At 64.6% G+C, this 23,436-nt stretch carries 21 protein-coding genes; 7 read left to right on the top strand and 14 right to left on the bottom strand.

Annotated features, from left to right (window positions below):
• Positions 1-82: 82 nt before the first annotated feature.
• The 5 genes from H5T73_07830 to H5T73_07810 all read right to left on the bottom strand — a co-directional run bounded on the left by H5T73_07830 (position 83) and on the right by H5T73_07810 (position 5,307).
• Positions 83-769 (bottom strand): nucleotide exchange factor GrpE, encoded by a 687-nt coding sequence (locus H5T73_07830; GenBank protein MBC7247673.1) that lies wholly within the window; start codon positions 767-769, stop codon positions 83-85.
• An 89-nt stretch (positions 770-858) separates the two neighbouring features.
• Positions 859-1,317, bottom strand: coding sequence for an Hsp20/alpha crystallin family protein (locus H5T73_07825; GenBank protein MBC7247672.1), 459 nt, complete (start codon positions 1,315-1,317; stop codon positions 859-861).
• A 79-nt stretch (positions 1,318-1,396) separates the two neighbouring features.
• Complete coding sequence (gene dnaK, locus H5T73_07820) at positions 1,397-3,235, bottom strand: molecular chaperone DnaK (protein MBC7247671.1); 1,839 nt, start codon at positions 3,233-3,235, stop codon at positions 1,397-1,399.
• Between the two features lie 379 nt (positions 3,236-3,614).
• Complete coding sequence (locus tag H5T73_07815; protein MBC7247670.1) at positions 3,615-4,535, bottom strand: UbiA prenyltransferase family protein; 921 nt, start codon at positions 4,533-4,535, stop codon at positions 3,615-3,617.
• 169 nt (positions 4,536-4,704) lie between these two features.
• Positions 4,705-5,307: a hypothetical protein gene (locus H5T73_07810; protein ID MBC7247669.1), complete on the bottom strand. Its 603-nt coding sequence runs from the start codon at positions 5,305-5,307 to the stop codon at positions 4,705-4,707.
• A 225-nt stretch (positions 5,308-5,532) separates the two neighbouring features.
• Between H5T73_07810 and sigH the strand changes: the two genes are divergently transcribed.
• Positions 5,533-6,135 carry an RNA polymerase sporulation sigma factor SigH gene (sigH, locus tag H5T73_07805; GenBank protein ID MBC7247668.1) on the top strand — a complete coding sequence of 201 codons (603 nt, stop codon included), beginning with the start codon at positions 5,533-5,535 and terminating at the stop codon, positions 6,133-6,135.
• A 33-nt stretch (positions 6,136-6,168) separates the two neighbouring features.
• Here the strand turns inward: sigH and H5T73_07800 are convergent, their stop codons facing one another.
• Entirely contained in the window at positions 6,169-7,026 is an 858-nt protein-coding gene (locus tag H5T73_07800; GenBank protein ID MBC7247667.1) for a hypothetical protein, read from the bottom strand.
• A 651-nt stretch (positions 7,027-7,677) separates the two neighbouring features.
• Between H5T73_07800 and H5T73_07795 the strand changes: the two genes are divergently transcribed.
• Positions 7,678-8,046, top strand: a complete 369-nt coding sequence (locus H5T73_07795; protein ID MBC7247666.1) for a hypothetical protein — start codon at positions 7,678-7,680, stop codon at positions 8,044-8,046.
• A 13-nt stretch (positions 8,047-8,059) separates the two neighbouring features.
• Here the strand turns inward: H5T73_07795 and H5T73_07790 are convergent, their stop codons facing one another.
• A complete protein-coding gene (locus tag H5T73_07790) occupies positions 8,060-8,257 on the bottom strand; it encodes a hypothetical protein (GenBank protein MBC7247665.1) in 198 nt (65 codons plus the stop codon).
• Between the two features lie 267 nt (positions 8,258-8,524).
• On the opposite strand from H5T73_07790, the gene H5T73_07785 reads away from it, so the two are divergent.
• From H5T73_07785 to H5T73_07775, 3 genes are all read left to right on the top strand, one after another.
• A complete protein-coding gene (locus H5T73_07785; protein MBC7247664.1) occupies positions 8,525-8,941 on the top strand; it encodes a hypothetical protein in 417 nt (138 codons plus the stop codon).
• 252 nt (positions 8,942-9,193) lie between these two features.
• Positions 9,194-11,461, top strand: a complete 2,268-nt coding sequence (locus tag H5T73_07780) for an NAD(P)/FAD-dependent oxidoreductase (protein ID MBC7247663.1) — start codon at positions 9,194-9,196, stop codon at positions 11,459-11,461.
• Complete coding sequence (locus tag H5T73_07775) at positions 11,451-12,281, top strand: metallophosphoesterase (GenBank protein MBC7247662.1); 831 nt, start codon at positions 11,451-11,453, stop codon at positions 12,279-12,281. Before H5T73_07780 ends, H5T73_07775 begins: the two co-directional genes overlap by 11 nt.
• On the opposite strand, the gene H5T73_07770 is transcribed toward H5T73_07775, so the two are convergent.
• Positions 12,269-12,655 carry a response regulator gene (locus H5T73_07770; protein MBC7247661.1) on the bottom strand — a complete coding sequence of 129 codons (387 nt, stop codon included), beginning with the start codon at positions 12,653-12,655 and terminating at the stop codon, positions 12,269-12,271. The genes H5T73_07775 and H5T73_07770 overlap by 13 nt on opposite strands.
• Before the next feature lie 335 nt (positions 12,656-12,990).
• Between H5T73_07770 and H5T73_07765 the strand changes: the two genes are divergently transcribed.
• Positions 12,991-14,463 carry a B12-binding domain-containing radical SAM protein gene (locus tag H5T73_07765; GenBank protein ID MBC7247660.1) on the top strand — a complete coding sequence of 491 codons (1,473 nt, stop codon included), beginning with the start codon at positions 12,991-12,993 and terminating at the stop codon, positions 14,461-14,463.
• Positions 14,464-14,707: 244 nt separating this feature from the next.
• On the opposite strand, the gene H5T73_07760 is transcribed toward H5T73_07765, so the two are convergent.
• Positions 14,708-15,013, bottom strand: a complete 306-nt coding sequence (locus H5T73_07760) for an MscL family protein (GenBank protein MBC7247659.1) — start codon at positions 15,011-15,013, stop codon at positions 14,708-14,710.
• Positions 15,014-15,326: 313 nt separating this feature from the next.
• Positions 15,327-16,190: a diaminopimelate epimerase gene (locus H5T73_07755; GenBank protein ID MBC7247658.1), complete on the bottom strand. Its 864-nt coding sequence runs from the start codon at positions 16,188-16,190 to the stop codon at positions 15,327-15,329.
• Between the two features lie 495 nt (positions 16,191-16,685).
• Here H5T73_07755 and H5T73_07750 point away from each other — a divergent pair, with 495 nt between their 5' ends.
• The gene (locus H5T73_07750) at positions 16,686-17,114 is read left to right on the top strand and encodes a HEPN domain-containing protein (protein ID MBC7247657.1); all 429 of its coding nucleotides are present in this window, start codon (positions 16,686-16,688) and stop codon (positions 17,112-17,114) included.
• A 93-nt stretch (positions 17,115-17,207) separates the two neighbouring features.
• On the opposite strand, the gene H5T73_07745 is transcribed toward H5T73_07750, so the two are convergent.
• The 4 genes from H5T73_07745 to H5T73_07730 all read right to left on the bottom strand — a co-directional run bounded on the left by H5T73_07745 (position 17,208) and on the right by H5T73_07730 (position 23,433).
• Complete coding sequence (locus H5T73_07745) at positions 17,208-17,933, bottom strand: DUF72 domain-containing protein (protein MBC7247656.1); 726 nt, start codon at positions 17,931-17,933, stop codon at positions 17,208-17,210.
• A 324-nt stretch (positions 17,934-18,257) separates the two neighbouring features.
• Positions 18,258-19,766, bottom strand: a complete 1,509-nt coding sequence (gene ppcA / locus H5T73_07740; protein ID MBC7247655.1) for a phosphoenolpyruvate carboxylase — start codon at positions 19,764-19,766, stop codon at positions 18,258-18,260.
• A gap of 659 nt (positions 19,767-20,425) precedes the next feature.
• A complete protein-coding gene (locus H5T73_07735; protein ID MBC7247654.1) occupies positions 20,426-21,778 on the bottom strand; it encodes a ribulose 1,5-bisphosphate carboxylase in 1,353 nt (450 codons plus the stop codon).
• A 74-nt stretch (positions 21,779-21,852) separates the two neighbouring features.
• Positions 21,853-23,433 carry a hypothetical protein gene (locus H5T73_07730; protein MBC7247653.1) on the bottom strand — a complete coding sequence of 527 codons (1,581 nt, stop codon included), beginning with the start codon at positions 23,431-23,433 and terminating at the stop codon, positions 21,853-21,855.
• Between the last annotated feature and the right edge of the window lie 3 nt (positions 23,434-23,436).

Here is a 23,436-nt window from a genome sequence, read left to right as displayed (position 1 = left end):
GCCGATATTTCGCGGAACGAAGACGGACCCCGCCCCTTTCCCGTGCGCCGGGAAGAACGGGACCCGCCTCCGCCTCCCGCGATCATTGCCCCGCCTCTCCCCGGTCACACTTGCTCACCGTGGCCCTGGCGGGGCGCAGGAGATTGCCCTTGTAGCGGTAACCCTTCTGGTGCACCTCGACCACCGTCTCGTCCTCGTGGTCGTCGCTGACCACGGTCATCACCGCCTCGCAGAACTCCGGGTCGAAGGGGTGCCCGTGCGGGTCGATCTCCTCGAGGCCCTCCTTCCTCAGGATGTCCATAAGCTGGTCGTAGACCATGCGTACGCCGCGTGCCAGCCCGTCCTCCCTCTCCCCGCAGGACGCGAGCGCCTTCTCCAGGTTATCTATAACGGGAAGCAGCTTGGCGATGAGAGAGCGGTTGGCCTGTTCCACCACTCGCGTCTGCTCCCGTATCATCCTCTTGCGGTAATTCTCGAGCTCCGCCCTCTGCCGCTGGGCGTCATCCAGGTATTCCCTGGCCTTCGCCTCGGCCCTTTCCAGCCTCTCCTCCAGTTCCAACATCCTCTCTTCCAGCTCCTTCTTATTGAGGCGATGGAGCTCGCGGCGCCTCGCCGCGCGGGGATCGTCTCCCTGCGCAACTTCCTGAGCCGTCTCCCGCACCGCCTCCTGCGCCTTCTCCTCGTGCGGCGTGCCGGAGAAAGCCTCCTTACCGGGTCCGGGTTCCCCGTCCCGCCGCACGTTCTCGTCGTCACGACGATCGCCCTTCATGCGCCTTCACCTCTTCCTGCCTCGTCCCCTTCATGGAGGGGGCTGGTCCCGGAAGGCCAGCCCCTCTCCTCGCTCGACACGGGGGGGTATTACTTCTTTCCCCCCTCGACCTTGATGGGGATCTTCTTGGGCTTGGCCTCTTCCGCCTTGGGCATCTCTATCTTCAGGACGCCGTCCGCCACGGTAGCGGAGACCTTGCTCTCGTCCACCTTGCGCGGGAGAGGTATGGTCCGCTCGAACAGACCGTAAGCCCGCTCGATGCGATGGTAGTTCTCCTCCTTGACCTCCGAGGAGAAACGCCGCTCTCCCTTGATATGCAGGATGTCGTCCTCCAGGGAGATCTCGACATCCTTGGCCTCGAGACCGGGCAACTCCACCTCGACGGTGAGCTTGTCGTCAGTCTCGTACATGTCGATGGCGGGAGCCCAGGTGGCCACGGTCTCCGCCGCCGGCTCGACTCCCCTGAAGAAGCTGCGTCGGAAGAGCCGGTTGACCTCGTCCTGCAGGTTCATGAGGTCACGGAACGGATCCCATCTCACGATAGCCATGTCACCTCACTCCTTTCCTGTTTATTTCCTAGCCGCAGGTGCGGCTTTGCCATAATTGACCAACAGCAACCCGTTGTCCTTACATCTCCTCGTATTCGGCTTCGTCGATCACCTCGCCCTCGGCCTCCTCCGTCGCGCCGTAGCTGCCGTCGCCCTCGGGACCCACGTGGGCGCCCTCCGCCTTGGCCTGGGCGTACATGTGCTCGGCCAGCTTGTAGGAGGCCTGCATGAGGATCTCGCTCTTGCGCCTGATGTCGTCGATGTCGGAGCCCTTCAGGGCCTCCTTGACGTCCTCGAGCGCCTTCTCTATGGCCTTGCGGTCGTCGGGCGATACCTGGTCACCGAGGTCGCGCAGGGACTTCTCGGTGGTGTACACCAGGCTGTCCGCGTTGTTGCGCACGTCCGCCTCCTCGCGCCGGCGCCGGTCCTCCTCGGCGTGGGCCTCCGCGTCCTTGATCATCCTCTCTATCTCCTCCTCGCTCAGCCCGCTGGAGGCGGTGATGGTGATCTTCTGCTCGTTGCCGGTCGCCAGATCCTTGGCCGACACGTGCAGGATGCCGTCGGCATCGATGTCGAAGGCCACCTCTATCTGCGGCACTCCGCGCGGCGCCGGCGGTATGCCCACCAACTGGAAGTTGCCTATGAGCTTGTTGTAGGCGGCCATCTCGCGCTCGCCCTGGTAGACCTTGATGTCCACGCTGGTCTGCCCGTCCGCCGCCGTGGTGAATATCTCGCTCTTGCGCGTGGGGATGGTGGTGTTGCGCTCGATGAGCTTGGTGAACACGCCCCCCAGGGTCTCGATGCCCAGCGAGAGCGGCGTCACGTCCAGGAGAAGGACGTCCTTCACCTCGCCCTTGAGCACGCCCGCCTGGATGGCCGCGCCCATGGCCACCACCTCGTCCGGGTTGATGCCCTTGTGGGGCTCCTTGCCCCCCGTGAGCTTGCGCACGAGGTCCTGCACCATGGGCATGCGCGTGGAACCGCCGACCAGTATGACGTGGTCGATGTCCTTGGGCTCAAGGCCCGCGTCCTTCAGGGCGCGCTTGAAGGGCCCCACGCACTTCTCCAGGAGGTCCGCGGTCATCTTCTCGAACTCCGCCCTGGTCAACGTCATGTCCAGGTGCAGCGGACCCTCAGGCGTGGCGGTGATGAAGGGCAGGTTTATGTTGGTCTGGGTGGTCGTCGAGAGCTCTATCTTCGCCTTCTCGGCCGCCTCCTTCAGCCGCTGCAGGGCCATCTTGTCCTCGCGAAGGTCGATGCCGTGCTGGGCCTTGAAGTCGTCGGCCATCCAGTCTATGATGCGCTGGTCCCAGTCGTCCCCTCCCAGGTGGGTATTGCCCGCGGTGGACTTCACCTCGAACACCCCGTCCCCTATGTCCAGGATGGAGACGTCGAAGGTGCCGCCGCCCAGGTCGAAGACGAGGATGGTCTGGTCGTTCTCCTTGTCCAGGCCGTAGGCCAGCGCAGCCGCCGTCGGCTCGTTGATGATGCGCAGCACGTTGAGGCCCGCGATGCGTCCCGCCTCCTTGGTCGCCGTCCTCTGGGCATCGTTGAAATAGGCGGGCACGGTGATCACCGCGTCGGTGATCTTCTCCCCCAGGTACTCCTCCGCGTCCGCCTTCAGCTTCTGCAGTATCTTCGCGGAGATCTCCTGCGGGGTGTAATGCTTGTCCGCCAGCTTCACCTTCTCCGTGGTCCCCATCTTGCGCTTGATGGAGGCAACGGTGTTCTCCGGGTTGGTGACCGCCTGGCGCTTCGCCACCTGTCCGACAAGCCATTCGCCCGTCTTGGACACGGCGACTACCGAGGGTGTGGTCCTGCCTCCCTCGCTGTTGGGGATGACCGTCGGCTCGCTCCCCTCAAGGATGGCCACTACCGAGTTGGTGGTGCCCAGGTCGATTCCCACTGCCTTCGCCATTTCGCTTTTCCTCCTTTATTCGACCGATTTTTATACAGTCGTACGCGATCTTATTTAAGCCTGATGTTAATATAAAACTTTACATTATTATTGTCAAGAGTTTTTACAATATTTTTTGTAATATTTCCGGAACCTTATCCCCGGGGGTGCCCAAGTTGCAAAAGACCAGCTGGAAGTATTTGTGGACGCTCGGCAGGAGGCGGCGTCCTCCGCTTCCGCCTGAAAGCCCGGCTGATGTCTTTGCTTCCGGGGGCAAGCAGGCCCGAACCCCGTTCTGGAAGACAAATGGAGTCCGGCTTCCGCACCGAGAAGCGGGCGATCCCATCCCCCGACCCTTAAAGGTAGTCTCCGGGAGGGTGGCCTCCGAGTACGGGTACCGTCACCCGAACACGGCGTGCATACCGTAGACGAAGTAGAAGAGCAGGAGCGCGAGGAGGGGGTATACGAGCAGGGCCGCGTTGAAACGGATGTGGGGAGGGCGGTAGAGGATGTGCATGGTGACGGTGAAGGCCACGGCGCCGGGAAGGGCGAGGGCGATGAAGAGCTTGAACAGCCAGCTCTGGGGCACCACGAAGTTGACGACGGCCAGGGGGACCAGGAGCACGCAGACGGGGATCATGGCGTCGAGGAGGCGCTTGGCTCCGAAAACCACCCCGGAGGTACGGAAGCCGGCCGCGGCGTCGAAGGGGACGTCGTTGGCCACGCTGGGCATGTAGAGGGCGGCGGAGAAGAAAAACCCGAAGACAAGCGGCCACGCGGGCGGCCAGGTCCCCGGCTGCAGCAGCTTCCACCCTGCCACCAGCCCGGCACACGCCCCGGAGGCGTTGGTGACGACGTCCAGGACGGGCTTGTTCTTGAAGCGGAACCAGGGATGGGAGTAGATAACCCCCAGGATGACCACGTACGAGCCGACCAGGAAACACGCCATGCGCCAGTCCACGAGGAACGAAAATACGACGCAGGCCAGGACGGAGAGGACGAAGAGGAGAACCGTCTCCGCCCTGCCCATCTCCCCGGTGACGAAGGGCTGGTCCGACATGTGGGCGTCTCCCTTGTACATGTCGTTGTGCAGGCGGTCGGACTCCACATCGACGTAGAAGTTGAGGGAGCTGAAGAAGAGTATGCCGCTGGCGACGGCGAGATACGCAAGGGCTATCTTGTAACCCGGGGCATAGCCCCCTCCCTCGGCGGAGGCCGCGAAGCCGAGGACAAAGGGAAAGGCGAAGATGACCGCGGTGCGCGGGCGGAAGAGCCTGACGTACTTGCGGATGAACGCGTCCAGGCGGGTTCTCCTATCCACCGTCGCCTCCCCTCGCGAGTTCACCTCCCGTGCGCCTTCCCCGTGGTGGCGCCGGAACCGCCCGGGGCCGCTTCGCCCCCCTCCCCCGGACCCCATGAAGGCGGGCCGCACGGCGAGCGCGCGGACATCCCCTACCGCCAGTAAAACAGATGTCACCCCCCGCTTCAACTCACCCCCTCCCGCGCAGCATGCCATCGCATCTCTCCACGATGCGCCAGAAGGGATCCCACAGGTCACGCTCCTTCTCCAGCCTGGAAACGTCGAACTGGAAGACGAAGCTGGTCGCGTAAAGCGAGCACACGTCCCCGGCGTGCGGCTGCTCGGGCATCGCCTGCCCCAGCGCTTCCCGCAAGGCGACCGCGGCGGCCTTCCCGCATGCCAGCACCACCCGCGGCCCCAGCAGCATCAACTCCTCCGCCAGGTAGGGCGCGCACAACCTGATGTCCCTTCCCGTCACCCTGCCGAGCGGGCAGCGCAGCGCCGTGGCTAGGTAGATGTCCTCCTCCTTCCATCCCCATCTCCGCCGCATCTCCCCGCCCAGCGCATCCCACCATCCGCCCCACGGGTTGCGCGGACTCGCCCCCGGACCCGGCCTGCCGGCAAGGAGATAGAGCCTCGCCCCCAGACGGCCCGCGCCGGGAAGTCCCCTCCCGCCTCCCCGACAGAGGGAACACGAGGCTATATCCTCGCGCAGGGCGGCGAGGTCCGCCGCGATCTTCCCGGCGACCGCCTCCATGGCCTCCCGCCGTGCCGTTTTGTCCTCCCCGTCCATCTGCCGCCCCCCGGCTTGACCCGCGACCGCGACCCGCATAACGCGATCCTTTATACACTATATTGTATATTTCTTAAAATTCCTTCCACAAAATATTGACAACAACAACATGTATGGTTTATTATTTCTCAAAATATACAAGATGTGGGCTGTAAGAGAAGGAGGGGTGCCTTGCCTGTCAAAGTGAGAACGCGGCCTGTGTTCCTGGAGGCTTCCTACGACGAGATGAGCGACGAGGACCTTATAGCCTGCATCAGGGGGGGTGATTCCCAGGCGGAGGCCTATCTCCTGCAGAAGTACCAGTACCTCGTCCACGTGAAGGCGAAATCCTATTTCCTGGACGGAGCCGAGCACGACGACACCATACAGGAGGGGATGATCGGGCTCTACAAGGCCATACGGGATTACAAGTTCAACGACATCTGTTCCTTCCGCTCCTTCGCCGTCCTCTGCATCACGAGGCAGATAATCACCGCGGTTAAGACCCACACCAGGAAGAAGCACAACCCCCTCAGTTGCTACCGACCCCTGGAGGCCAACACCTTCGATGAGAGCGGGGACGTCGTCTATTTCGCCGGAAACGGCACCGGCTCAAAGGTGGAGGACCCCCTCGAGCTCTTCATCTTCGAGGACGAGGTCTCCCGCATCATCCACATCCTGCGCGAAAAGCTGAGCGGGCTGGAGTGGAAGGTGCTGGTCTCCTACCTGGAGGGCAAGAGCTACAAGGAGATAGCGGGTGAGATCAAGCGCGATACCAAGGTGGTGGACAACGCCCTCTGCCGCATCAAGGTGAAGATAAAGAACCACGTGGAGCCCCTGCTGAATTGAGTGCCCCGGGCCGCGCGAGGGCCGCCCGGCTGCTTACTTCTTCCTGGTCTGCCTTGAGGCCTGCTTCTTCCCCTTCCCCTTCTCCTTCTTCCTGCGCCTCTCCTCCTCCATGGCGCGGTGATAGAAGCGGTTGAAGGCCGCGGCGATGAAGGCCGTCCTACCACCTTCCAGCAGGGACATCGAGACCAGCAGGACGGCGAATACCAGCCCCGGCCGCGGGAGGTAGTAGAAGAGGAACGAGGCGCCTAGGAACAGGGTGCGCGCGATGATCTCGGGGATGATGAAGAGGGTGAGCGCATCCCCGTAACCCGCCCTGGCGAAACGGTAGCTGAGGCGCAACGCCTCCTCCACCTTGCGCACCTCTCCCAGGCAGATGAACTGGGGTGCCATGGCCAGCAGCACCATGACCAGGTCGGCGACCAGGTAGCTCAGGTAGAAGTGGATGAAGGTGAGGGCGATGAGGCTCCCTTCGCTGGCTCCCCCCGCCACCAGCATGCTCAGGATGAAGCTCACCACCATCTGCGCGGCCATGTAGGCCATCACCGAGATCGCGCCCCACGTCAATCCGGTGAGCAGGGTGCTCCTCGCGCCGCGCAGCATGCGCCGGTAAGCCGCGCCCAGGGTGAGCGCCTCCCCACCCGAGACGCGGCCCTCGTAGCGCAGCACCGCGATGCTCCAGAAGAGGAAGTGCAGGGCGAAGCAGACGGCGTATCCGGCAAGCAGCAGGAGGAGGAAGAGGCTGGCCGGCGCGGCGGGCACCAGGAAGTAGAAGAGGAAGACCTGGGGCAGCGCGGACGCGGAAAGGAGGAACCACATGAGGGGGAAGGACCTCATGTCGCCCCACGCCTCGCGGGCCATGGCGCGCGTCGGTCTCGCTGATGTCGCGGGCATGGTCGCTCCTCTCCCGCCCGAAAGGACCGCCTGCAAGGGGTCAACGAAAAGCTCTATTAACATAAACAGCGCCTTCTCTCCCGTCAATCTTCCGTCTTCGATGCCCTTCGCTTCGGAAACCAGACGTGGTACCACGGTTGTCAGGTTGAACATTTGGGAGATCACCCCTTTCTTCCTTGTTGAATGGTTTTGGCAGGATGACAGGGTGGTCTCTCAACCTTTTTCAACCTAAAGCGCCTACCGAAACGATACAGCATCTCCTCCTTCCCTTGCCCCGCAGGCCCAAAGCGGCGATAAGGCCGCCGCCAGGAGAGAGCGCACTTTTCTCCTGTTGTCGCCTGCTTCGCAGGTATGACGGGACACGGGCTTTCTCCCCTTTTTTCAACCCGAGAAACGCCCGCCGGAACGCCATAGCATCCCCGAAACGGCGGCCGAGCTCCTGCCGGGGAATGGTCTCTGCCGCTTTCTTCCAGGAAGACCGGGGAGGCGACTCACAACCGCGGGGGCCGCGAGGGGCTCCGCGGACGGCCGTCCCCCGGGCGGCGTAAGGGGAACCGGCGCGCCGTCATGCACTCTCAGCGGTTATAATATCTGCATGGTCGAGTCTGCATGGTCCGCAGGGCGATGCGCGCTTGTGCGAGGAGGTATGGGATGGTAGATACCGCACCGGAGAAGCAGGCGCAGAAGTGGGGCATGATCGCGGCCGGGCTGGCCGTCCTCCTTCTCTTCCACCGCTGGCGGCAGAAACGCAAGGTCAAGAAGATCCTCAAGGCCAGGGCGAAAGTAAGGGACCAGGCGGAAAAGGCGCGGCGGAAGGCGAAAGGGGCCGAGAAAGCCAAGGGGCGCGAGAAGAAGAAAAGCAAGAAGGGGAAGGAGCGTTCCCTGCTCGAGCAGCTCATCCGCTTCGCCGTCTTCCAGCTCATGAAAAAGGTGATCTCGGAGCAGATCAAGCAGATGGAGGTCGATCTCTCCAGGGGCAAGCTGGGCAAGAAACTGGTCGAGGCAACGGAACAGGCCTGAGTTCCGGCCTCGTTCAGACCTTGAAGCCCGTGGGCGCCCTCCCGCCCTCGCCCACCTCCAGGATGAGGCGATAGGCGCGCTCGTAGAGCTGCAGGTAGGAATCGGCGTCACGGTACCTGGCGCGTTCCTCCTCGCCGGTGAACTCGAGGTATCTTCCGACCAGGTCCAGGGCGACCTCCGCCGGGGTCTTGGACAGGAAGCCGTTGGGCATGATCCCCTCCTTTCGTCTCCGCGGCCGGGAGAGCATCCGCGTCGCGGCGACGCGCGCGCCGCCGCATGGTCATCCTGCCGGGCAGAACCGCCGTCCGGCCGCGGCCGCCCGGCATACCAGGCCCGGCATAACAGGTATATTACACCAACCAAGCTACATACCATAAAACGTCTTCTCGCCTACGATGCCCTCGCGGGCCCGCCGGCCGAGCTCCGGTAAAAGCTGCAGGGGCTGGTCAAAAGGCTTCGTTTGACGGAAAATCCTCGTATGGACGTCTACATCGCGGCGTTTCTGTTCCTTGCGGCCCTGGGGGTGCTCCTCTTCCTCTACCTGCTGCATTTCCGTAACCGCTCGCTCCGTATGGGGGCGCGTTCCCTGCGTTCCGCCCTCTCCCGGGCGCTGGCCGGGGAGGGGGTGGAGGAGGGGCGGGAAAGCGACGAGGAAACGCTGCGCGAGGGCGCCATGGAGCTGCTGGCGCGCTTCCGCCGCTGCACCGTCATCCTGTCCGCGCTCCTGGTCACCGTCTTCACCTGCTGCGCGCTGCTGACCTTGTTCTCCAGGCTGCCCGGGCTCGCCCTCCTGCTCTGCGGTGCAGGCATCATCCTGCTCTCCCTCCTGGTCTCCCTCCTCCTCCTGCGCGACCTGGTGCTCCTCATCCTTGCCGACCTGGGCGAAGGGCCGTGAAGCCCGGCAACGGGGGAGCGGGCTATCCCGCTCTCGGAAACAGGTGGGCGGGGCACGCCGACATCGTGTCTCTTCCCCGCGCTGCCGCGCGCCTCGCGCAAAGGTGAGGGGGTGCGAGATCTGCGGTGAAGTCGCGAGCATGGTACCGCGCTGCCGCGCGCCTCGCGCAAAGGTGAGGGGTTGGGTTTTGCTGTATATTTTATTGTGACCCGAACCCGGAACGACGACCGAAGCTCACGGGAGGTTTACCGCATGCGCAGAAAAGGGCTCTGCCTCTTGCTCCTGGCGTTTCTACCCTGGCTCGCCCTCGCCGTCCTCTACCGCCTGGAGCTCACGCTCTGGGGGACGGTGGCCGCGCTGGCCCTCGTGCTGGCCATGTTCCCGCTCCTTCCCCGGGGCGGCAGGTGGCCCCTGCTGCAGATATTCTCCCTGCTCTTCTTCGCGGTGGCCTGCGCCGCGGTGCTGGTCATGGGCAAGGACCTGGAGACGCGCATCCCCAACCTGCTCGCCGGGGGGTTCGCGACCCTGGCCATCATGGCGGGCTACGGCGCCGTGGAGGGCATTTCCTTTCCCTTCCAGTACCTCGCGGCGGATTACCCGGAGAGCATGCGCGAGAGCCCCACCCTCAGGCGGGCCTTCCGGGTCGTGACGCTCTTCTGGGACCTGCTCTTCGTCGCGGGACTCGCCGCCTGCCTGGTGAGCATGCTCGCGCTGCGCGGCGACACCTCGCGCGAGGCGGCCGCCCTCTCCTCCCTGTCCCTCCTCGCGCTGGGCATCATCGCCACCCCGCTCATCGTGCTCATCCTGCCCCGGCGCATGGAGGCCTCACTGCTGACCAAGCGGGCCCTTTCCGCACGCTGGGAGCCTCCCCTCCTCTCCCCGGGAAGGACGCTCGCCCGGAACGAGTACGACGCGGTGGTGGTGGGTGCGGGCATGGGCGGCCTGGCCTGCGCCGCCATCCTCTCCCAGGCGGGCCTGAAAACGCTGGTGGTAGAGCAAGCCACGCAGGTCGGCGGTTATGCCCGGACCTATGACTGGCAGGGCTTCCCCCTCAACTCCGGCCCCACCTTGCTGACGGGCGCGGTGGAAGGAGGGGCGCTAAACGCACTCCTGCGGCGCCTGGGGCTGGAGGAGACGGTGAAGATGCGCCGCATGGAGTGGGGGCTGGTGGGCGGAAAGATCGCGCTGAGGCTGGGGCAGGGCCAGGAGGCCGATATGGCAAAATTAGGAAATAAGTTCCCGGCCAGCAGGGAGGGCCTGGGGCGCCTCTTCGCCGACCTCCGCCGCTTCCGGGGCGAGTGGAAGGACCGCGCGGACTTCCTCTCGTCTCCCTTTCCGGCGGATCTGGACGATTACCACGAGCAGTTCGTGCGCCATCCCGTTTCCGCCGCATGGCAGAACCTCACCTTCCAGGAGATGCTGGAGCGTTACCTGCACGACGAGGAGCTCGTGCTCATGCTTGGGAGGCTCTCCTCCATCCTCGGCGGGGAGCCTGCCTCCTTCCCGGCATACGAGGGGGCGCGCCTCCTCCTCTCCCTTTTCATCGACGGCATCCATTACCCCGAGGGTCACCTCTCGCTTCTCACCGGCAGGATGGCGACCCTGGTGCGCGAAACGGGCGGCGAGGTGATGACCTCCTGCCGGGCGGAGGAGATCCTGGTCAGAGGCGAGGGAACGGGCGCCGAACCCATCGGCCTCCGCCTCGTCGACGGGACGCAGGTGCGCTGTAACGTCATAGTCCTGGATGCGGACCCCCGCCGCGCGGCGTCCGGCCTCATCCCCCCTTCCTGCCTGGGGCACGACTTTCTGCGCGAGGTGGGGAGGCTGCAGCCTTCGGGCTCCGCCTTCGCCCTGCATCTCGTCTTCGACGAGGAGCTGCGCATCCCCGAGCGCGTCATCCTGCTTCCCGCAAAGCCGCGAAGGGTCCGCACCGGGAACACCTTCCTGGAGGTCGCTTCCATCATCCTCAGCAAGGAAAAGCCCTTGGACCCGTCGCGCGAGGGTTGCGTGCTCATGCTCCGCGTCAACGTGCCCCATCGCTGCCTGCATGCATTCGAGGGCGAGGCGCAGGCGAACGAGCTGGGGGCCGAGCTGGCGACCCTGGTGAAGGAAGAGGTCTCCCTCATGCTGCCCGCCGTCAAGAAAGCGGTGCGGGAGTTCGTGACCCTTCCCTCCCATTTCGCGCGCCTCACCGGCAACGAGAACGGCTCCGCATTCGGTTTCGCCCCCCTTGCCTCGCAATGGTACTACCACCTCCCCGGACCCCGGCTTCCCCTGTGCAACCTCTACCTGGTAGGGGCCTGGAGCCGCTTCGGCGGGGGAGTGGAGGGGGCGGTGCTCAGCGGCGCCCTTGTGGCGCGGGAGCTCTGCGGGGAAAAGCCCTACGGCATGGTCTCCTTCCGGCAACCGGAGCGGGGCGGCAGGGTGAGGCGGGGGGAAGAAAAGGAGCCCTCGCCCCGCGTAAGACCGCGGAAACGCGAGAGGAGCAGGGTCAAGGGAGGGACCGCCGATGGAGAATGACGTGCCCATGGAGAGCGGGGAGAGGAAATTCCTCGTCGTCCAGTTGTCCGACCTGCATTGCGGGGACCTGCGCTTCGACAGCCGTCTCATCACGAACTGCGTGGATGCGGTCAACGCCCTGCGCCCCGACCTGCTGGTGGTGGCGGGCGACCTGACCGCGAACGGCTACCGCGAGGAGTTCGAGGAAGCGCGGGAATACATCGACGCCATGGAGTGTCCACGCAAGATCGTCATAGCCGGCAACCACGACTGCCGCAATGTCGGTTACCTCCACTTTGAGGAGATCTTCGGGCCCCGCACCTCCACCCTCGTCTTCACCCACAGCGGCGCCTGCGGGAAGCACCTGAGCGAGAGGGTGGAGGTGGTGGCCGTGGACTCCAACAAGGCCGACCTCGACGACGGCGAGGTGGGGCGCCACAACTACCGCTTCATAGAGGAGAAGTTCTCGGGCGACGTGACCTTCAAGATCTTCGTGCTGCACCACCACCTGGTGCACGTACCGGGCACGGGAAGGGAGCGCAACATCGTCTGGGACGCGGGCGACGTGCTGCAGGTGTTGCGGAACGTGGGCGTGGACATCGTGTTGAGCGGGCACAAGCACGTCCCTTACGTCTGGCCGCTGGACAGGATGTACCTGATAACCTCGGGGACGGCCTGCACCTGGAGGACGCGCGGTCATACGCCGCCATCCTACAACATCGTGGAGATCGAGGGCGAGGAGATCACCGTGCACATCGTCTCCTCCCCGAACGGGGAGCGCCGCACGGAAGTCCACCCGCGCTGGTGGTGCCACGAGAGGTTCGCCGGCTATTCCCGCTGATCCACGTCCCTCCCCAGCACCTTCTCTATCTTCTCGAGCAGATCGCTGAACACGTAGGGCTTGGCGATATAGTCCGCGGCGTGGAGTTCCCTCCCTCGCTCCACGTCCTCGGGACGGTTCTTCACCGTGGAGATGATCACGGGTATGGAGGAGAGCGCGGGGTCGGCAGCCAGCTCTTCCATAATCTCCCAACCGTTCTTGCCCGGCATGAGGATGTCCAGGACCACGATGTCGGGGGCTTCCTCCCTGCACATCTCGACTGCGCGCATGCTCTCCGTGCAGGTGAGGACCTGGTAACCCTCCCGCAGCAACCTGCGCTGCAGCATCTCGAGGATCACCGCGTTATCGTCGACCAGAAGCACCTTCTGCGCCAAGACGTCGCCCCCGTTCCATGCCAAGCCTTTCCTTTCCACCCTGATGTCCCTATTATAGAGCAGAAGCGGCGGGAACGCCGTACGGTAACCTGCGAGGGACGGTGGGGTTAATATATTGACGCCGCCGCGCTTCGCGACCACGGCAAGAAGCGGCTCGTGAAGTGGGTTAATTCGCTTGCCGAGTGGGTATACGTTGTTGAGTGGGTTAAGATGAGCGGGTGCATGTTGTCGGGTGGGTACGAGTTACGCGGGTGCGAGTCGAGCCGGCGTAAACCGTTGTGCGGGGAAGTCCCCGCGGAGCCACCCCCGCGGACACGGGAGAGAAAGGCACGGAGATGAAGGTGGTTCTCATCGAGCCGCGGTCGCCCGGCGTGCACGTCTATTCCAAGTTCAAGCTGCCGCGCCTGGGGCTGCCGCTGCTCGGCGCCATGCTCGAGCGCGAGCTCGGCATCAGGCCCACGATATATTTCCAGGAGCTCGGCGGACTGCCGTGGGAGGACGTGCTGGCGGCCGACCTGGTCGGCATATCCACCATCACCACCACCGCCCCCGAGGCGTACGCAATCCTGGAGCGCGTGAAGCGCGAATCGTCCTCCCCGGTGGTCATGGGGGGGCCTCACGTGACCTTCCTCCCCGAGGAAGCCCTGCGCAAGGGCGCTGACTTCGTCATCCGAGGCGAGGGTGAGTACGCCTTCGTGGAACTGGTGAGGAGGCTGCGGGCCGGCGAGGATGACTTCAGCGACATCCCCGGCATGTCCTACCGGAAAAAGGGTGAGGAGGACGTGCTGGTCCACAATCCCGGCGCCCCCCGGGTGGAGAACCTCGACGACCTCCCCTGGCCCGATCTCACCCTCATACACAACTTCGAGAAGATACCCATCATTCCCGTCATGACCAGCAGGGGGTGCCCGCACAACTGCAAGTTCTGCTCCGTCACCAAGATGTTCGGCCGCCGCTATCGCTTCCGGGAGACCGAGGACGTGCTGCGCGAGCTCGAGATGCTGCACCGGCGCAACCCCCGCGCCAGCATATTCTTCTACGACGATAATTTCACCGCCAGCACCCGGCGCACCAAGGAGCTCCTGCGGGGGATGCTCGAGCGCGGCATCAAGGTGAGATGGACGGCCCAGGCTACCGTACACGTGATACGCGACCGGGAGCTGCTCGAGCTCATGCGCGACAGCGGCTGCCTCTTCCTCTACCTGGGCCTGGAGTCCATAAATCCGCGCACGCTGGAGCTTTACCGCAAGGAGCAGACGGTGCAGGAGATTGCGGAGGCGGTGGATGTCCTGCATTCCTACAAGATCAGGGTGCACGGCATGTTCGTCCTCGGTTCCGACGAGGACGACGTGAGCACCATCCGCGAGACCGTCCGCTTCGCGCGCAAGCTCAAGATAGACACGGTGCAGTTCCTGGTCCTAACCCCCCTGCCGGGAACGGAGACCTTCGACGAGCTGTGGCGCCAGGGGCGGATACTGGTGGAGGACTGGTCGAAATACAGCGGCCACCACGTGGTCTTCAAGCCGCGCAACATGACCCCTTACCAGTTGCAGAAGGAGGGGTCCATACGGTCCATGCGTCGTTTCTATTCCCTCTGGCAGTGCTGGAAGCTCGGCCTTCTCTTCCGCTGGTGGGATTTCGCCATCTACGCTTACGCCCATCACACCATCAGCCGCTGGCAGGCGCGCAACAAGCAGTTCCTCAAGGACCTCAAGGAGCGGCATTTCCGCCCCAAGGATAGGGATGATGACACACCGACTCCCGTAAAGGAACTGAAAGCCGCACCGCCCCGCCCGGAGATGAAGTGAGGATGATGCGGGGTCGGCCCCTGTCCGGATGAGAAGGGGCAAGACCAGGATCACGTTCACGGGCAGGAAAAATCCGCACCGGGTCGGGAGTTGCGAACCTGTCAGCGAAAACCATATAAGGTGGGGGTAGAGAAGGTTCCGCCTCCCCTGCCCCTGCGGCGGTCGGTTGCGAACCAGCCGGTCAAGACCCGGTCAGGTGGGGTCCTCTCGACCTTGCCTCGTGACCTTCTCTACCTTCCGTTGCTCAGTCCTCTTCTTCCTCGAGGTCCAGCCTCTCGAGGCGCAGGACCTTGAAGATCAGGTATACCACGGCGAGTATGATGATGAAGGTGATGACGATGCCTATAAAGTGGCCGTAACTGAACACGGCATCCCCGATCTTGAAGGTCAGGGTGTCCAGGCTGCCCTTGCCCACGAGGGCACCGATGATGGGGTTGATCAGGTCGGAGACCAGCGCATCGACGACCACCTTGGCCGCGCCGCCTACGATGAAGCCGATGGCAAGGCCCACTACTCCCTGCTTGCGTATGAAATCGATAAAACCCTTCAACCTCAACACCCCCTCAACATACCTCCCGGATCACTTTATATCTTCCGGGTCGCTAGAGCATCTTTCGCCGCCCAGGGACGTTACCCCTTCTACTACGCCCGGAGGTCGTGTTGCCATAAGACGCGTCTGTCTCAAGGGATGCCTGACATGGCATCGAGGAGTCCGTACCCGGATGTGGAAAGGTGTTGAGTCCGGCGTGAACCGAAACGGTGGGAAGAACCCGCGCGAGGAAGGGGGATGGTGCCGGTGGCGCGGTTAGGGAGCGGGCGTTGATCACATGTGCACCATCGGGGGGTTCGGGGGGTTCGGGGGGTTATGCGAGGAAGAGGCGACTCCTTTCCCGCCAGTCCTCGTCCAGGATACCCCGGAAGACGCGTCGCGCCGTCCCCCGCGTGAGCACCTCGCCCGCGTCGTTCACCTCCACCTCCATGAGGCCGCCGGGGAGCTGCACATGCACCTTCCTCTTGCACCTGCCGGTGCGCAGGGCGGCAGCCACCGCCGCCGAGGCGCCCGCGGCGCTGGCCAGCGTTTCGCCGGCGCCCCTCTCCCAGGATCGCAACCTCATCTCCGAGACGTCGATCACCTGCGCGAACTCCGCGTTCACCCTCAGGGGAAAGAGGGGATGGTTCTCCACCCGCGGCCCCAATTCGCTCACCGGCGTGGCTACGAGATCGTTCACGAAGATGACGCAGTGGGGGGTTCCCATGGAGAGGCAGGTCGCCGACAGCACGGTTTCACCCACCGGGATGGGTATGTCCACCGCCTCCTCGCCCTCTCCTTTCATGGGTATGGAGCTGCGGCGAAAGTCGGGCTTTCCCATGTTCACCTCTATTGTGCCCACCCTCCCCACCGCCACGTGCACCCGCACCTCGCGGATCCCGGAAGGCGTTTCCACCTCCATGACGCTGTGCGGGAAGAAACCCGTGTCATAGAGGTGCTTGGCCAGGCAGCGCAGCCCGTTGCCGCTCACGTCCGCCTCGCTGGCGTCGGGGTTGTAGTTGACCATGCGGCAGACCGCCTTCGCAGAGGGTTCGATCATGATTATGCCGTCCCCGCCGATACCCCGGTGGCGGTCGCACAGGTCGCGGATGTCCTCGGGGGGCAGGCGGAGCGGCGCCTCCATCGCGTTAAGCAGGATGAAGTCGTTGCCCAGGCTGTGATACTTGAAGAACTCCACCGCTCGCCGCCTTCCTCCTCGGGTCCACACTCCCGCCTCGCATTCACCCATTCTTGCACAGGCCCCGGGACGTCGCTTCCCGGACCCTCCAGAACCGTCGTCCGCAGGCCGCTAAGTCGGGCCGGCGCCCGCGACGTAGTCGCCCACCAGATTATATGCCAGTCGCGTTCCCGCGGCATCCATGTGCCCGTACCCGTCCCGGCAAGAAGGGCGCGTGAGCGATGGCCAATCCGGTTGCGATCGCGCCAGCTCCCGCCTTGTCCGGGAATGCCGGTTTGGTCCGGGGACCCGGGCCCGGTGCGGGACTGCCGGGACAGCGACGTCTCCAGGTGAGAGAATAGGGGATGTGGGGGATGGGACGTGGGTCAAGCGTCGTGACGGGCCGCGTCGTGTATCGGGCCGTAGCCCGGCACGCGATATATCGAGAGGTGTCGGAAGGAGGGGCGCCGGAAGGAAAGGCCCCGGAAGGAAGAGTATCGGGAGGACGGACGGGAAGTGACGGAAGACCCGTGGGACCAGGAAGCGCAGAGGGATGCCTGGCTGGAGCAGGCCGGGATGGCCCTGGGCGCGGCGGAGGAGATGATGCTGGGGGGACTCCACGAGGAAGCCATCACCAACTCGTTCCTGGCCATGCTCTACGCGGCGAGGGCGGCCTTGAGCGGGAGGCACGAGGAGATCGCGGGATGGGATGACGTGGTGGAGCGTTTCCGGGAGGCGGCTCTCTCCATGGGCCTGAGCCCAGGGAACCGGCGCGCCCTCGTCATCGTGCGCGACCTCTACTACAGGGTGGCCGTATCGGGGGAGATGGAGGCGGATCCCCTGACGACGTCGGCGTGCCTGAATGATGCAAGGGCCTTCTTGCTGGAGATATCGAGAGTCCTCGAGACGGGCGGGGGCGGCTCGCACCGGGGCGGGCGCGAGTGAAGGAAACCCTCCTGCCCGCATTCGCCCGGCGGGGATGGGCATCCCCGCGGCGAGGAAGAAGGGGGTAACCGGCCCCCACGGACCACTTCAGGATCAGGCCCTCTTACCCCAGATCTCCAGGAAGCGCTGAGCGTCCTCCCACATGAAGATGTTGTTGAAAAGGACGTATGCCTTCTTCTTCTTGCTCTTCTTGAGCATGGTCACGATCTTCCCCAGCTCCTGGTCGGTATAGCGGTGCTTGTAGCCCCCTATCCCGTGCAGGCGCCAGTAGATGACGGAACCCCATTTCTCCCTCCCCTGGAAAGGGTCGACCACGTGTATGAGGTCCAGTTCGCGGCATATCCTGCCCACCTCCTCGGAGCTCCAGGAGCCCCGCGGCTCCCATGCCAGCCGGAGGCCGTCCCTCTCTATGGTGGACATGAACTCGCGCATCTGCGCCACGTTCTTCGGCCCCGGGCCGAAGGTCGGCGGCGTCTGGAAGACCACTATCTCGGCCTCCAGGGCGTGGGCGACCTCCATGGTCTCCCTCCAGGCGGCGTAGTTCTCGGGCGTGGGCCTGAAGGAGCCGTACGCCTCCTTGAGCTCCTCCGGTATGGGGTGGGTAAGGCGCCGGTAGGTGGGGCTGGAGGGACGGTGGGTTATAAGCTGCCAGGCCTTGATGGTGAACTCGAAGTGAGGGGGCGCTTCCTGGCGCCATTTAAGCGAGGTCTTAACCCTTGGCAGCTGGTAAAACGTCTTCTGGATCTCTACCAGCGGGAGGGTCCGGTAATAGATCTGGCGTGCCTGTGGAAAACCGCAGCAACCGACCTTTAACTCCAAGTCCGTACCTCGGTTCGACGCATCGACCCCCTTCGCCGCACCCGTACGGCGACGAGAGCGCGAGCCACGGCCATGCACATATCCTCAATCCATTTTATACATATTATTCCAGATAAACAAATCGAACACCTTTAAACCGCAGCAAATGGCCAGGCCGGGTCCGGGGGTCGGGCGAGGGACATCGCAAGCGGCCTCCGGATTTCCAACCACCCAGCCCGGGGAACTACAGGGTCGGTCGCAGCGAGCCTGCGAGCGAGACCGTTACCCGGCGGCCCGGCCTCCCCACACCCCTCATGGGCAAGGTCTCCGCGTATGTCCGGCGGCTCAGCCGAGGAAGCGACGGAGCACGGCGGCTTCCTCCACCATCTCCGAAACGTCCCTGCCCTCCTCCAGCAGGAGAAGTATGTTCGAGGTGATGTTCTTGTGGATGAGGTGAGGGGTTTCCGTGGGCTCTGTGGGGATGCCCAGCACGCCTTCAAGCCACTTCAGGTCCTCCTCCAGCCCGGCCAGCACGGGTAACCTGTCCCGCAGGCGCGTTATATTGTCGCGGTTCACATAAGCGCAGGCGTCCTGCAGGTCCCGCTTCAGGTTGCGGTAATGGCGGTTCAGCGCCTCGCTCAGCCCCTTGTCGTACACCTCGCGCAGTGCCCTGCCCGTTCCAACGATCTCCGGCGGTATGCCCAGGGAATAGAGGGAAGCGGTGAAGGTGATGGCGCGCGGCAGCTGCACCCCCCTGGTCATCTTCCTGGAATAGCCGAAAAGCCCCGTGTGCAGCCTCCTCTCCCTGCGCCGCGGCACGTGCCGCGAGGCCTCGTTGATGAGCGGCGCCACCCCCATGATGGTCTCCCGGTAATATTTCTTGAAGATGCCGAGCAGCCTCTCCACTTCCCGGCGTTCCTCGCCGCCCATCTCCACCGCGGCGACCGGCTTCCCCAGTTCCCTCTTGAGGGTCCTGATGCCCCTGGCCGCCTCCTCCACGGGATGATCGTATCGGAACGACGACTGGACGGTAGCCGTGCTGATGCCGGAGTATTCCTTGAGAAAGCGGCCGACACTGGCGGGCGTCAGGTTCCCGCGGAAGGGCACGCTCCCGCACCCTATGATGGGGAAAACACGTATGCCGCTTTCGCTGGCCGCCCGGTAAGCCCCCGCCAGGGCGACCTTCACGCCGAGGACCGCGCAGACCATCCCGTAGTTAAGGGCGGGGTCCGAACGGGCGATGAAGGGCCTCAGGTAAGAGAGCTTCCTGATCTTTTCCAGGCCCCTCTTCCTGTAAAGGGCCACGTAACTGCGGATGAGGTCCGCGATCCCCAGCATGTCGGGGATGTCCTCCACCAGCGGTATCACTTCGATAAGCGCCGGGTTCCCGCTCCCTATCCTCTTCTCCGGATCCTCCCTGACCAGGCGCGCCATCTCCGCGAAGCTGGTCTGCAGGTACACGAGCTGCTCCGCCGAGGTGGTCATGGGGAGGATGACCTCGAAGACGGGGGGCGAATGCAACCCCACGTCCCTGGCGATGTCGCAGGCGGTGAGGATGTTGGCATAGGCGCGCAGGATGCGGTAGCTCCCCTTCTCCACCCATATGTTGGGCAGGCGGTAGGTGAGAAAGATGTCCCTCCCCAGGGCCTTTCTCTTGAAGAAGGAGTAGTTCTCCTCGAAAACGCGCTCGATGACCGCCTCGTCGACGTACTTGCCCTCCCAGTCCCACATGAACTCGTCGCACCCCAGCTCGCCGAAGGCTACCACGCATTCCCTCACCTCGTCGCGGCTGTCGATGAAGCTGTTCCCCAGCCAGAAGGCGCTTGCCGCGTTATCGGGGTGCTGCGTCGCCATGGTCCTCGGGATTTTTCGCATCGCCATCCCCCTTCCCGGCCGTGAAACCGGCTGCCCGCGACCGGTCTTGCCCGCCTTTCACGGATGAAGCCCGGTGCCCGGCGTCGGCAGCGAAGACCTCGAAACGCCCTCGGTACCGGCCGTCGCCGGATCCATCACCGTTATCACGGGTTTTCAGCCGGGTTGTTCAGCCGGTAGTCTTGACCGATTCCTGACGGATAATACAGCCCGCTTTCCGTGAAGCCCCTCGCGCCACTACGGGCCGTGGGAAAAGTAGCATCATGTTAGCACAGGCTTCCCACCGAGACAATAGAGACATGTCGTGGGCCACGGATCTTACCCCGTGGGAGGCCACCTCCCGCCGCCGCTCCCCGTTGCCGCTTTCCATTCTTGATAACCTGCCCGCCTTGCCGGCGGAGGATGGGGTGGTCCGCCGCTCCCCTCCAACCCCCGGAGCGCCGGCCGGGACTGGCGGCTTCCAAGAATCCAGGCCGGGTGCAACGCCTCTCGGCGCGCCACGAAGGGCAGCCGCACGCCGTCCTCGAGCGGGAGGACCTGATACCGTGTATTACCGATTCACGCGGATTCCCGCGACGGTCCGCGAACCGCCGACCCCGGAGCGAGGGATCTTCTACGGGAAGCGGGCTTTCCCGCTCCTCCTAATTCTCCCCCAGCTTGTGGGCCTTGGCCTCGATGCCGCTATCGGCCGTGGTCTCCTGGAAGAAGCCTTCCCACAGCCCCAGGGCCACGGCCAGCTCCTGGTGCTCCCGCGCGTACTCGTGCAGGGGTATACCCCGCATGGTGGCGTCTATGGCCTGCCGGAAGGCGCGTGCGCCCGCGGCCGGGCCCATGGGATGTGCGTGTATGCCGCCCCCGGACCCGATCATGATCTCCCTGCCGATATCGGCAACGCAGGTGGGCACCATCTCCGGGGTGATCCCCCCGGAGGGCATGGGCATGGTTGGCTTGATGTCGTGCATGGGGTAATGCATGACGTCCGCGGTATACACGAAGCGGTCCTTGAGGTAGGGCGCCTTCCCGTAGGGGGCAGGGAAGACGATGGCGTCCGCGCCCGCCAGGCGCGGCAGCTTGGCCAGCACCAGGTGGGAGGCGATGCCCGAGATGGGCGACTCGTAGAGAGCGCCGGCGCAATCCATGTGCGCCAGGATGGGCACGTTTATGTCCGGATCCTCGGCCAGGGCCTGCAGCGCGGGAAGCCCCACCGCCAGGTAGTTGACCATGATGGCGTTGGCGCCGGCGTCCACGGCGCGCCTGGCCACCTCGAACATCCTGGGGATGTTGTCCGAGACGTTCACCGTGTACAGGGTGTGCTCGCCCGTCTCCTCGTAGACGCGCTTCTCCATGGCCATGTAGGCCTTCACGCGGTCCTCCACGCGGTTGAAGGCCATGTCCGCGATGAGCTCGTCGTCCTTGATGACGTCGCAACCGCCCAGCGCCGCCTCGTAGAAGAGCTTCTCCCCCACCTCGCAGGAATACCCGGTGCAGGGCTTGATCATGTTGTTGAGCAGGGGCCGCCGCTCCTCGAGCCCCAGTGCCTCGTAGATGCCGTCGATGCCGAACCTCGGTCCCTGGAACCCCTCCGTATACTTCTTCGGCAGGTATAGGTCGATGAGCTTGATCTTCCCTCCCATGGAGATGTTCCCCACTACTGCGGTGAGCAGCATGGGGATCTGGTGCTCGATGTTGCGGAAGGGGAAGGCGACCTGCACCACGTAGGTGCGCTCCTCCACCCCCCGCGGCACCTCGAACTCGTAGAAGGGGACCTCGTGGATGCCGATGACCTTGGCCACGTGCTTTGCCCTCACCTCGGGTGTCTCCCCGGGGACCGGCGTCCAGGTACCCGTGGACTGCTCTATGGCCAGGAAGGGCGCCAGGTAATACATGATCATGTCGCGGGGAAGGGCGGCGTAGTAGGTGGCCACGATGAAGTCATCGTAGTCGATGCCCTCGGGGAGGGCCTTGGGCTGGGCCTCGTAGTAAAGCATGCTCATCACTCCTCTTCTCTCGTCGTACCCGTTAGGATCAGGGTTCTGTTTTTCATGACCTCATTCCCACGGCCTTGTCCTCATGGCCTCGCCTCACCGGCCGGCGCCTCGCAGGCCTGCCCCGTCTCGTTCAGGCGCCGGCATATCCCGGTCAGGTTTCCGTACAGGGCGCGGAAAACGCCGTAGAGCTCGTCGTACTCGGTGCAGCATTGCGGGTCGGGCTCGAAGGCGCGGCGCACCCTGATCACCTTCTTCAAATCCCGGTAGCTCCCGTATTCGCGCAGGGCCACCGCCACCGCCAGGGCGCACCCCATGGCCCCCGCCTCCTGGGGATCCGCCACCGCCTCCACAGGGCGCCGCGTCACGTCGGCCATGATCTGCATCCAGACGTCGCTGCGCGCCCCCCCGCCGATGGCGCGCAGGGTGCGGCAGGGGAACCCAGCCCCGGCGACGGCGTCCACCAGCCAGCGGAAGTTGTAGGCCACCCCCTCGTAGATGGCGCGCAGCATGTGTTCCCTCTCGTGACCCAGGGAGAGGTTGACGAAGGCGGCGCGCAGGGTGGTGTCGGTGATGGGGGCGCGCTCCCCGAAGAGCCAGGGGGTGAAGAGCAGCCGCCTCGCGCCCGGCTCCACCCCCTCCACCACCTCGTCCAGGACGGCGAAGATGGCCATCTCGTCCTCGCTCCGCGCCGCCCTCTCCCGCTCCTCCGCGGTGGCGAAGTTGTCCGCGAACCATTTCAGGCAGGCCCCCGCCGTCTCCGTCTCCCCGATCATGAGGAACATCCCGGGGTCCGCCGAGGCTATGGAGGCGATGCCGTTCCTGCCCAGGTTCTTGGGCTTGGCCACCGAGAGCACCAGCCATCCCGAAGTGCCCAGGTAGATGTGTGCGTCCCCGTTCTCCAGGGCGCCGGAACCGGTGGCCGCCGCGGGGATGTCCCCCATGCCGCCGATCACGGGAGTCCCCGCCTCCAGCCCCATCTCCGCTGCGGCATCGCGCGTGAGCAGGCCGACCACCTCCACGGAGCTCTTCACCTCGGGGAGCTTCTCGAGGGAGATACCCAGCAGCCTGGCGAGAAGCGTGTCCCACTCCCGCGTCTTGTTCTTGAGCAGGCCGGTGGCGCCTGCGGCGGTGTGGTCGATGGTCATGTTCCCAGTCGCCCGGTAGACCAGGTAGCCGGTGACGTCTAGTATCTTGTGGGTGGCGGCGTAGACGTCCGGCTCCTTCTCCTTGAGCCACAGGATCTTGCACACGACGTCCTTGCCCGAGGGGACCGCACCTGCCAGCGCCATGAGCACGCGGGGTCCTCCCAACCTCCTCACCATCCTCGCCGCCTGCTCGTCGGCGCGGCTGTCGATCCAGATGATGGCCGGGCGCAGGGGATCACCGGAGGCGTCCACCGGCAGCACCCCAAGCATCTGGGTGGCGAAACCCGTGCCTATGACCTGGCGCGGGTTTATCCTGGTTTCTTTGAGCAGGCGTTGCGTGCTCGTGGTGACCGCCTTCCACCAGTCTCGCGGGTCCTGTTCCGCCCAGTTGGCCCGCGGGTAGGAGGTGGGGTAGGGCTCGAAGCTGGAGGCGATGATGCTCCCTTCCAGGTCGCAGAGTACCGCCTTGCTCCCGCCCGTGCCCACGTCGTGGCTCACGATGAACTTCTCGCCCAAGGT

This window comes from Actinomycetota bacterium, from assembly GCA_014360655.1.
Classification (GTDB): domain Bacteria; phylum Actinomycetota; class Geothermincolia; order Geothermincolales; family RBG-13-55-18; genus JACIXC01.
Note: the sequence above shows the minus strand (reverse complement) of the source record. Positions and strands in the feature narration are given on the sequence as shown.